The 11,282-nt window shown below is 52.3% G+C and carries 8 protein-coding genes; 1 reads left to right on the top strand and 7 read right to left on the bottom strand.

From position 1 onward, the window contains the following. Window positions 1-64: 64 nt before the first annotated feature. The 5 genes from IX84_RS28005 to IX84_RS28025 all read right to left on the bottom strand — a co-directional run bounded on the left by IX84_RS28005 (window position 65) and on the right by IX84_RS28025 (window position 5,989). The gene (locus IX84_RS28005; protein WP_044229190.1) at window positions 65-934 is read right to left on the bottom strand and encodes a sigma-70 family RNA polymerase sigma factor; all 870 of its coding nucleotides are present in this window, start codon (window positions 932-934) and stop codon (window positions 65-67) included. Window positions 935-1,268: 334 nt separating this feature from the next. Beyond that, window positions 1,269-3,428: a polyribonucleotide nucleotidyltransferase gene (gene pnp / locus IX84_RS28010; protein WP_044229193.1), complete on the bottom strand. Its 2,160-nt coding sequence runs from the start codon at window positions 3,426-3,428 to the stop codon at window positions 1,269-1,271. A 456-nt stretch (window positions 3,429-3,884) separates the two neighbouring features. Then, entirely contained in the window at window positions 3,885-4,160 is a 276-nt protein-coding gene (gene rpsO / locus IX84_RS28015; RefSeq protein ID WP_044229196.1) for a 30S ribosomal protein S15, read from the bottom strand. Between the two features lie 86 nt (window positions 4,161-4,246). After that, window positions 4,247-5,209, bottom strand: a complete 963-nt coding sequence (locus IX84_RS28020; protein ID WP_173426326.1) for an electron transfer flavoprotein subunit alpha/FixB family protein — start codon at window positions 5,207-5,209, stop codon at window positions 4,247-4,249. 39 nt (window positions 5,210-5,248) lie between these two features. Beyond that, window positions 5,249-5,989, bottom strand: coding sequence for an electron transfer flavoprotein subunit beta/FixA family protein (locus tag IX84_RS28025; RefSeq protein ID WP_044229201.1), 741 nt, complete (start codon window positions 5,987-5,989; stop codon window positions 5,249-5,251). A gap of 204 nt (window positions 5,990-6,193) precedes the next feature. On the opposite strand from IX84_RS28025, the gene IX84_RS28030 reads away from it, so the two are divergent. After that, window positions 6,194-6,526 (top strand): hypothetical protein, encoded by a 333-nt coding sequence (locus IX84_RS28030; RefSeq protein ID WP_044229204.1) that lies wholly within the window; start codon window positions 6,194-6,196, stop codon window positions 6,524-6,526. Between the two features lies 1 nt (window position 6,527). Here the strand turns inward: IX84_RS28030 and IX84_RS31685 are convergent, their stop codons facing one another. Together IX84_RS31685 and IX84_RS28040 are read right to left on the bottom strand one after the other, a co-directional pair. Beyond that, complete coding sequence (locus IX84_RS31685) at window positions 6,528-9,755, bottom strand: reprolysin-like metallopeptidase (protein ID WP_052516474.1); 3,228 nt, start codon at window positions 9,753-9,755, stop codon at window positions 6,528-6,530. Window positions 9,756-9,842: 87 nt separating this feature from the next. Continuing rightward, window positions 9,843-11,267, bottom strand: coding sequence for an aldehyde dehydrogenase family protein (locus IX84_RS28040; RefSeq protein WP_044229207.1), 1,425 nt, complete (start codon window positions 11,265-11,267; stop codon window positions 9,843-9,845). Window positions 11,268-11,282 lie beyond the last annotated feature (15 nt).

Genomic DNA, 11,282 nt, shown 5'->3' on the forward strand with positions numbered 1-11,282 from the left:
AAAACGCCCACTCCAGACTCTTGCCTGAAATGGGCGCTAATTTTTTATATCACGTTAATGCACTTTATCCCAGATAAGACTTCAGCGCATTCCGGTTATATGATTTACGCAGGCGGCGGATGGCCCGCTCCTTTATTTGCCGGACCCGTTCACGGGTCAATCCATAGAGATCACCGATTTCTTCCAGCGTCAGTGACTTTTGGCCGTTGAGCCCGTAGTAGGAAGACAGTACCTCCACTTCGCGGGGCGAGAGTATAGACAGGCCCTGCTGCACTTCATCTTTCAGTGACTGATCCATTAGAGAGCCATCGGGGCTTGCGCCTTCTTCATCTATAGAAATGACATCCAGCATAGTGCTGTCGCCATCTTCTCCACTCATAGGGGCATCAACGGAAACATGCCGGCCATTGCCTTTCAGCATATTGGAAATTTCCTTAGGTGTCATCCCCAGCAGCTCAGCCAGTTCTTCGTGCGTAGGCTCCCGTTCGAACTCCTGCACAAATGACAGGAATGCCTCGTTGACTTTATTATAGGAGCCGACCTTATTGAGCGGCAGCCGGACAATCCGCGAGTATTCCACGATGGCTTGAAGAATAGATTGCCGAATCCACCAAACGGCATAAGAGATGAACTTAAATCCTTTGGTTTCGTCAAACCGTCGGGCTGCTTTCATCAGCCCCACATTCCCTTCGTTGATCAAGTCACTCAGGGATAACCCCTGATTCTGATATTGCTTGGCTACGGAGACCACGAAACGTAGGTTGGAACGAGTCAGCTTATCAAGTGCTTCCTGATCGCCCTGCCGGATGCGCCGGGCCAGTTCAGCTTCTTCCTCCGGAGCAAGCATTGGAATCTTACCAATATCATTCAAATACTTGTCCAGGGCAAGGCTCTCCCTGGCCGTGATTTTATTTGTAATTTTCAACTGACGCATAAGCAAGGTAATTTTAGGGTTAGCTATTCCACACTGTAAATTTACGCTAAACAGGCAGAAAAGTTGCCCCTTTTATGGAAACTTGACTTTTTAGTAAAAAGGCATTAAATGCGCCTTTTCCACTTAAAATACAACTATTATTTGAAAATAGTTCCGTAATTGAGATTAGTTGCCGCACACTATATGGCAGTTTCTTCTGATTCTCTTAGCTTTTAAAGCCGTTTAGCCTTTTTTAGTGCATTTTTTCTATTCAACATTTTGTCACTACCCTAACAAAAAAGCCAGGCCCCCAATTGCGGAAGCCCGGCTAATCTGTTAATTCACCAATATGGTATTAGTCGCGGTTGCGGCGGTTGCCACCACCACCTTCCGGTCTTGGCAGTAGTGCTTTGCGGGACAAACGCAGCTTACCGGTCTTTTTGTCTACACCAATAAGTTTCACGCGTACCTCATCCCCTTCCTGGAAGAAGTCCTCCACACGATCAACGCGGGCGTGGTCAATCTCTGAAACGTGCAGTAGTCCGCTCTTGCCCATAAAGTCTACAAAAACCCCGTAAGGCATAACGGTTTTCACCACAGCATCATAAGTGTCGCCCACAGATGGGGTGAATGTAATGCGGCGAATGCGCGCAAGAGCAGCATCAATCGACTCTTTGTTCTCACTGGCAATGCTAACCACACCTTCGTCCCCAACTTCTTCGATGTTGATATTGGTGCCGGTCTCTGCCTGAATCTCCTGTATCACTTTACCACCCGGGCCAATTACGGCTCCGATAAAGCTCTTGTCGATAATAATCTCAACGATGCGCGGTGCATGCGGCTTGAGGTCTTCGCGTGGTGCTTCGAGGGCTTTTTTCATCTCATTGAGGATGTGAAGCCGTCCTTCACGCGCCTGATTCAGTGCTTTCTCCAGCTCCTCATAGGGCAGGCCATCAATTTTGATGTCCATCTGACAAGCCGTGATACCATTTTCGGTACCCGTCACTTTGAAGTCCATATCTCCCAGTGCATCCTCGTCGCCCAGGATATCAGAGAGGATAGCCGTTCTTTTACCGTCAGAAATCATACCCATTGCGATACCGGAAACCGGTGCCTTGATTTGGATACCGCCGTCCATCAGGGCAAGTGCGCCTGCACAGACCGTGGCCATGGAAGATGAACCATTGGACTCCAGAATATCGGAAACGATCCGAATGGTATAGGGCATTTCTTCCGGCATTACTTTTTTCAGTGACCGGGCAGCCAGGTTGGCATGCCCCACCTCACGGCGGCCAGGGCCACGCATGGGCTTAATTTCCCCTACGGAGAATGCCGGGAAGTTGTAGTGCAGGATAAAGTTGGAGAAACTGTGGTCCATAGCGGTGTCCACCATCAGCTCATCCTGCTTGGTACCCAGGGTCAGGGATGTCAGTGACTGGGTTTCGCCGCGGGTAAATACAGCTGAACCGTGAGCCGAAGGCAGATAGTCTACCTCACACCAAATGTCACGGATTTCATCAAACTTACGGCCATCGAGGCGGCGGCTGTCCGTCAGCACCATCTCACGGATAACTTCTTTCTTGAATTTATCGTAGTAGCCCTTGATCTCATCGCCGTACTCCTCCATGAACTCCTCGCTCTTCTCTTCCTTCAGCTTTTCCATCAGCTCCTCGATGATGGCTTTGAAGCCCTCCTTACGCGCCACTTTATCCAGCGCGCCGGCAGCTACTTCGTGGATTTTATCGCGGGTGTTGCTTTCTACGATTTCCTTCACGGTATCATCAACCACTGGTGGGATGAACTCCCGCTTGACAGTCGCTTTTTCTCCTACTTTTTCAGCAAGCTCCAGCTGCGCCTGGCACTGCACCTTAATCGCTTCATGCCCAATCTTAATAGCTTCGATCAGGGCGCTTTCAGGCACTTCGCTGGCTTCGCCTTCCACCATCATGACGTTGTCCATCGTTGCGGCCACGATGATGTCCAGATCTGCGTCTTCCAGATCGGAGCGGAAAGGGTTAACGACATAGCGTCCGTTGATACGCGCTACACGCACCTCAGAAATTGGTCCGGCGAAAGGAATATCGGATACCGCCAGGGCTGAAGAAGCAGCCAGGGCCGCAAATGCATCAGGTAACACTTCCTGTTCACCGGAAATGAGGTTGATGATGACCTGTGTATCGTTCATATAGCCATCCGGGAAGAGCGGACGGATCGCCCGGTCTACCAAACGCGAAATCAGTACTTCGTAATCAGATAACTTGGCTTCCCGGCGGAAGAAGTTGCCGGGGATACGGCCTGCTGAGGCGTACTTTTCCTGATAATCGACGGAGAGGGGGAAGAAAGGCTGTCCTTCCCGGGCTTCTTTGGCAGAAACCACGGAACAAAAGAGCATCGTGTCTCCGACACGGATCACAACCGAGCCATCAGCCTGAGTCGCCAACTTACCGGTTTCAATAGTTACGGTCCGTCCATCAGGTAGGTCAAAGGACGTGGTAATAGGAGTTTGTAATCCCATCTTTAATTTGATTGGTTTAACTTCTAATAATCATTTTGCGTAAGCATCACAACGAAATGCAAGGGGACCGGTCTGAGGTGAAAACACCCCGTGAGAAACCGTCTTCAGCAATTGAGGGAGGAATAAGGGTTGTGAGGTGGTATCGTGACCTTCATTTTCCTTCGTTAGCCGGGTTTTTTGCTAGTGGATTGATTCAAAAGTGCTTGAATGCTCCCGGACAGGTAACTTTCTTACCCTTGGATTCCGGAACAGTCACCGGTTAAACCGGACTCGTCGCACTAGTGGTCTTGCTCCCGTTAGTTTGTCTTAGCTTCTTTTATCGGAGGCGAATATACGTAATTTTGTTACGATTTTCTGCGCAGTCATACAAATTATTGGACAGAAAGATGCAGAACTAAGACAGGGGCGCTCCTTTGTAAGGAACGCCCCTGCCATATACACCGACTAAAAGCCGAATTATTTACGGATATTCAGCTTCTCGATGAGTGCACGGTATCCATCCAGGTTTTTCTTCGCCAGATAGCCCAGCAGACGCTTACGCTTACCTACCAGCGTCAGTAGCGCACGGCGGGAAGAGTGGTCTTTTGGGTTGTCGTTCAGGTGCTTGGAAAGCTCCTTGATCCGGTAAGTGAACAATGCCACCTGTGCTTCTGTGGAGCCGGTGTTTTTCTCAGAACCGCCGAATTCATTAAAGATTTCGGCTTTCTTTTCTTTCGTTAAGTATTCTGCCATGATATTTTTTTAACCGTTAGTGATTGTATAAATCAGTTACAGCGGCGCAAAGATACGCGAATTGCCGGAATTTGCAAGGCAAAAGCTTAATTCTCTGCTTTGAACTTCTTCATGGCTTCGTTTAGCCGGGGCACCACATCAAACAGATCCCCAACCACACCGTAGTCAGCAGCCTTAAAAAATGGCGCTTCCGGGTCTTTATTGATCACCACAATGGTCTTGGAGCTGTTTACCCCTGCAAGGTGCTGAATCGCGCCGGAAATACCAATAGCGAAGTAGAGGTTAGGCCGAATAGCAACGCCGGTCTGCCCCACATGCTCGTGGTGAGGGCGCCAGTCTGCATCCGCTACCGGACGGGAACAAGCTGTGGTTGCACCCATCGTTTCTGCCAGTTCTTCAATAATCCCCCAGTTTTCCGGCCCTTTCATGCCGCGGCCGGCAGAGACCACCAGCTCAGCTTCCGGCAGTGGCGTGCGGCCTTCCATACGCTTCACTTCCTTCACCGTAACCTGTGCAGCCGGCACTTCCACGTCCAGGGCTTCCACGCTTGCGGGCTCCCCTACTTCCTGTGGCTGCAGGGAGTTGCCCATGAGAGAAAGGACTTTGTTCTCTGACTTCACTTCGTAATCTGCGAAAGCCTTACCGGAAAAAACAGGTTTACGTACCTTGAAAGTGCCGCCTTCCACAGTGGGAATGGCATTGACTGCGGGCACAGAACCGGCATTCATACGCACAGCCAGGCGCCCAAGCAACGACTTACCCGTGGAGGTATGCCCTACGATCACCACATTCGCACCTGCCTTTTCCGCAGCCGCAGCGATCACCTTGGTGTAAGCCTGACTGTCGAAAGTATCCAGAGCCGTATCAGTGACATGATAGACCTTTGAAGCCCCATACTTACCCAACTCTTCTGCACCTTCGGCAGTGCCCAGCACCAGGGCTGCACATTCCGTGCCCAATGCCTGAGCCGTTTGGTAGCCATAGTAGGCCAGCTCGTAAGCGGCTTTTTTGAATTTTCCTTTTTGGGTTTCTGCAAATATTAAAACCATAATATGTATTGACTTTGAGAGGGTTCTGAAATAGCGCGATTATATCGCTTTGGCTTCTTCGTGCAGGAGGCGGACCAGTTCGTCCATGTTCTCCGGATCAACCAGCTTAACATCGCCTTTTTCCGGTGGCAGCTCGTAGTGCACGGCTACGGAAAGGTCTTCCGCTTCCACGGCTGGTTCCACTTTCAAAGGCTTGCGCTTCGCCATCATAATGCCCCGCATATTAGGGATGCGCTGCTCCGCCAGGCCTTTTGCTGCGGAAACAACGAATGGCGCTTTGACCTCCACAACTTCGTTACCACCCTCGATATCACGCGTGACCGTTGCCGTATCGCCATCCATCTCCATATGAGAAGCATAGGAAATGAAAGGCACATCAAGTAATTCTGCCACCATTGCGCCAACCTCAGAACCATTATAGTCAATGGTTTCCTTGCCCAGGAAGACCACATCGAAGGCTTCCTTTTTGGCGTAAGCCGCAATCTGTTTGGCGACGAAGAGCGCGCTGGACGGCTCCGTATCCACCCTTACCGCCTCATCGGCACCAATCGCCAGGCCTTTGCGGATGACCGTATCGTTGGCAGCCGGGCCAACATTGATAAGAGTGACGCTACCGCCGTTGGCTTCTTTCAGTTCGAGTGCACGAACCAGCGCATACCATTCATCATAAGGATTCATGATGAACTGTACGCCTGAAGTATCAAATTGAGTGTTGCCCTCCGTAAAAGCAATCTTGGCTGTGGTTTCCGGAGTCTTACTGACACAAACCAATAATTTCATGAATGGGTATTTTTGTGGTTTCTTTGGCTAGGCTTAGGCTGTTGACAGCCTAAAAGCCGCTTATTTCACTAAAATTGTAATTCGTGCAAATATACTTACTTTTATTCACACCCAAAAGCAGCTTAGCGAATTTTCGCTGAACTATGACGGTTTAGCAAATCACCGAATCAAACCATTGCTATTCAATTTTTTAAACATAAACAAATGAACAATACAAGACTTAAGCAGCTCCAGTCGCTACTCGAAGAGGACCCTGGCAGCTCATTTTTACAGTTTGCCATTGCCAAAGAATACGAAAAATACGAGCAGTGGCCCGAAGCCCGGATGGCCTACGAAACGCTCGCCCAAAACGACCCGGATTACGTTGGTACTTATTACCACCTGGGCAAGCTGTACGAAAAACTGGACCGGCCCGCTGACGCCTTCCAAACCTACAAAACAGGTATGGAAGCCGCCAAACGGGCCGGTGACCAACATGCACTGAGCGAACTGGCAGGCGCCAAGCTCGCCCTGGGCGATGAGGAAGACTTTGAATAGCTTATCGCTGAATGATCAGTTTTTGTATGCTTAGCATAGCGCCGTCCCTGCTCCGCCATCCCAAAGTATACAGACCCGTAGGATACTGGTCTACAGACAGGCTGATCTCACGGTCGCCCGGCTGAATGGGAACGGTTTTCAGCAATTGGCCGGTAGCGCTGAATAACTCAACCTGCCCCTGCACCTGTGCCCCTGCTGGAAAGGCTACAGTGACTCTTTCCTGAGCCGGGTTGGGGAACACCTGCAGCGCTGCGGCAGCCTGTGTTTCTCTTGTACTTGTCATGATGGGCACTCCGTAGCAGATTTCAATCGACCACCGTGCCAGGGAGCCATTCTGCCCGGTCTTGAACATCACCAGGCGCCAGGCTCCTGCTGCAGAGGCACCATTATACACCGCCAAAGGCTCTGCCGGACGGTAAGGGCCGCCTATAGGTGGGCAGGGCACTTCACTATTGGCTGCATCATCGATTGAGAAATTGAACAGGAAGCCACCTGAGCAGTCATTACCGACAAATATGTCCTGCAGATCACCGTTGGGGCCGCGCAGACGGAAGTCAATACGATCGAGCGGACTGTAATTTCCTGCTATTTCAACAATATTGACATCCCGGACCGGGGCATCGGCTTCCACCTCGATCAGCGAGGTCACAAAGGGACCGGGAGCACCCAAATCAATCGGGACATCCGTAGCTTCAAAGATTTCACAACGGAGCCCTTCTGTTTCGAAAGACTGAATGGTAAAACTACCTGCTCCACAGGCTGAGTTCCGCCCTCTGACGCGCCAAAATAAGGTAGTGCTGTCCGGTAAAGGGTTCGTCACGGTTAAGAAGGTATCTGCAATACTTTCAGCGGCAAGCAGAATATCTGCAAAGCCAGCATCAGCCGCCACCTCAATATCATAGGCAGAAGCATCAGGGTTCGATGCCCAGGTAAAAGTAGGCGTGACCGGGGTGTTATTGTTCCCCTCCTGCGGAGCCAGAAGCGTTATGGCACCGGGAGCCTGAGCAGCGTAGGAGATTTCCAACTCCAGCGTGTCCGCAGCTGCCCCGCTATTCCCAATCAACTGAAAAGGATAAATACCGGTCGTTAAGCCGTTGACCGTAGTGACTTCCACACTGACCTCGGCTGGCAGGGTAACCGGATCAATAACCGCAACGGAAAACGATGCCGGCAGGCCTTCCACCGTCCATTCCACCTCAGTAGCCAGCCCTAAAATTGGTTGCGCCTGTACCGTGTAGACTGCGGTTTCGCCAGCACAGACTTCAGCTTCGGCATTCTCCGTGCCTAAGGCCAGCCCGGGCGCAGTGACCGCTTCAATTGTAATATTCGCATTGTTAATATCAAAAAAAACGTTATTCGCGGCTTTGATTTTATACCGGAAAGCAGTTCCGGAAAGCGTATCTGGCACAGTAATAAGTGCCGCACCATCATTGGGCACGCCTGCTGCCAGCTGATAGGGATAGGTAAACCCGCCATCTGCAGAAAGAAAGATATCTACACCGGTGGCGGCTACGGGAGGCACATTGGTATTGGCTACGTCCCATTCCACTGTCTGCAGGCTGCCTGCTTCCCAGGTATCAGGCGTATTCTGTGTGAGTACACGGAACGGCCCGGCCTGCTCAGTCACATTGAACGTACGGTCATCAAAACTGATCCCGGTACCAAAGCCATGATTGTCCCGCACTGTAAGCCGGAAACGGAGCCCCCGGTTGTAGTCCGGCAGATATTCACCAATCGTGGTGGTATTGGCAACCAGGTCCTGCAGGCGTGGGAACACACGCGTGGAGTCTGTAGTGGGCTCGAAGGAGCGGAAAATTGGCGAGTTGCCCTCCGGGTTATTGGGTGGAGCTGATGGCCCCAGGTCAAATTGCTCCCAGCAGTAGGTCAGGGAGTCGCCTTCCAGGTCTGTTGCGGTACCCGTGAGCTCAAAGGGCGTGGAAACGGGCAGAAACAGCCCGTTCTCTCCGGCTTCCACTACGGGCGGCGTATTACCGGTGGGTATAATCGTGGCACAAGTATTGCCGCCGCCAAAGATGGTATGGTCGATCATCTCCTCCTGGCTGATAGCATGGAAGTAGGGGTCGCTGTTGTTTTGCAAATCCGGCGGGCAAATCCCTGCATACCCCATGATGGTAGAGGCACTGCCGGGCTCCATGGCAGCTGAAGACACCCGGTTGCAGTTGTTGTTTTGGGTGTGGTTGCCGCCAAATTGGTGCCCCAGCTCATGGGCTACATAGTCAATATCGAAGGGGTCGCCTACCGGTACCGATTGTGAGGTAAAGCCCCGGGCTTTATCTTCATCATCACAAACCGAGCGCAGGGAAGCTACTCCTCCCCCACCAGCCCGATGGAAAACATGGCCCACATCATAGCTGGCATTACCAATTGTCGTATCCAGGTTGGTCTGATTCTGCCCCAGGTGAGCACCGCTACCGCCCGAATAAGGATCACTGCCGCTGTTGGTGTAGACAATAAGATGGTTGCTGTCGATCAGGATCATCCGGGAGGAAATGTCCGTTTCGTATACGCCATTGACCCGGTTCATAGTGGTGACAATAGCAGCCATAGCATCGGCCACCGTGCCACCGTGAAACTGGGTATATTCGCCCGTTGCAGCTACTGCCAAACGGTAGGTCCGCAATTCCTCGCCCACGAAAGCGCTGCTCCCGCCATTATTCCCGGCAAAGGGTTCCGCATGATCCACCTCACAGTTGAAAGTCTCTTCTGATGTAAAATCCCGGCGGAAATACACCTGATGCGCGCTATGCTCGTAGTTATGGTAAAATGGGTCTATATAATAGGTATCGCTGCCCTTTAGCACCATCGCATGGAAGCCTTTATGGGTGTAATCGATGCGGGCAAGGGCATGCCCGTCGTCCAGGCTTTTGCCCAGGAAGGTCCGCATACCGGGGAACTGCCGGGCCAGTCCGGGCGCCATGATGGGCGAGTTGACCAGCCGGAACTGCTCCGTACCCCCATCTGGCGTGGGCAGAGTGAAAATAAAATCCGACTGAGCAGCAGTAACGCTGCCTTCTACCGGGGCGGCTTCAAGCAGCTCCTCCAAAGTGGCTTTATCGATGTCAACAATCCGGGCAGCCTCCGGTTCAATCAGGCGCTGTGCCCAGCCAATCGCAGGTGTTGCGGTGTCTTTCCAGTAATTGCGTTGCTGCGCCAGACCGGCGGTAAGCCCGCTCAGCCACAGCAGCATCAACAGGGTCGTCCTCTTCATACTAATTCAGTTGTTTTTTTGCGAATGTAAAGGATAGACCCCGCCAAAAGGTTTAGAGATCGCCGGAATGTCTGGCACCCTACAGAATCAAAACCACTTCAGCGTTAAGTCGATCAGGCGCTGCTTAAAATCGGTATAAGGCGGCATCAGTACTTCCAGCGCACCGGGCAAATGCTGCCGGTAAATGGCCCGGGCGTTGGAGAAGGCTTCAAACCCGTACCAGCCATGGCTTTTGCCAATACCGCTGTTGTTGGAGCCGCCGAAGGGCAGATTGGGCTGCATGAAATGTACATCGTTGTTGTTGATGCAGGTGCCGCCCGCCCGGGTTTCCTGAAGGATGTGCTTTATGTTTTGCTCGTTCCTGCTGTAAATGTAGAGCGCCAAAGGCTTTTCCTTTTCGTTGATGACCTGCAGGGGCTCAGATAAATCCCGGAAAGTGCGAATGGGCAGCACCGGGCCAAAGATTTCCTCTTGCATCAAATCGGCATCATCGGGCACGCTGCTGACCAGGGTAGGTTCGATAAAGTCTGTTTCCGGGTCTTGCCGCCCGCCGATTTCCACCACCGCGCCCCGCTCCTCTGCGTCCTTAAGGTAGCCTGCCACGCGCTCAAAGTGCTTCCCGTTGACCATACGGTTGTAGGCACCGGATTGGGCGGCATCTTCTCCATACAAGGCTTTCAGCTGAGCGGCCATCAAACGGACGAACTCGTCTTTCCGGCTTTCGTGCACAAACAGGTAATCCGGGGCAATGCAAATCTGCCCGCTGTTCAGGAATTTCCCCCAGGCTATACGGCGCACTGCAGCTTTGAGGTCGGCGGTCTCATCAACGATGGTCGGTGACTTCCCGCCCAGCTCCAGGGTAACCGATGCCAGGTGTTCTGCCGCGGCCCGCATGACGATTTTACCAATTGCCGGAGCACCGGTGAAGAAAATATGGTTGAAAGGCAGTTTCAGCAGCTCGGAAGCCGTCTCCACAGCCCCCTCCACTACCGCTACTTCTTCCGGCGGGAAAACCGCTTCCACAATTTCGCGCACCACAGCCGAAGTATGAGGTGTATGCTCGGAGGGCTTCACAATAGCCGTATTCCCGGCCGCAATAGCCGAGACCAATGGGCCAATAGCCAGCTGTAGCGGGAAATTCCAGGGCGCAATGATCAGGCAAACGCCTTTGGGCTCGTACTGCACCCAGGAAGAACTGCCGAGAAATGGCAGGGGCGTCCCTACGGAGTGCCGGCTCATCCATTTCCGAAGGTGGCGGGCGGTGTGCTTGATTTCGGTGGTAATGGCGTAGATTTCGGTCAGGTCAGCCTCGGCAGCCGGCTTCTTGAAATCGGCGTACACGGCATCGCGGATGGCCTGCCTGCGCTCCAGAATAGCGGACTTGAGCTTTTGGAGCTTTTGGATACGCTCACTGGCGGTAGTCCGGGCCACCGCAAACTGATGGGCACGCTGCTTTTCGAATAAGGACTTGATTTCCTGCCGGTTGGGGGCGGTAGTGATTTGGGTGGTCATTTTCTGATGGTTAGG

This window comes from Phaeodactylibacter xiamenensis (assembly GCF_000759025.1).
GTDB lineage: Bacteria > Bacteroidota > Bacteroidia > Chitinophagales > Saprospiraceae > Phaeodactylibacter > Phaeodactylibacter xiamenensis.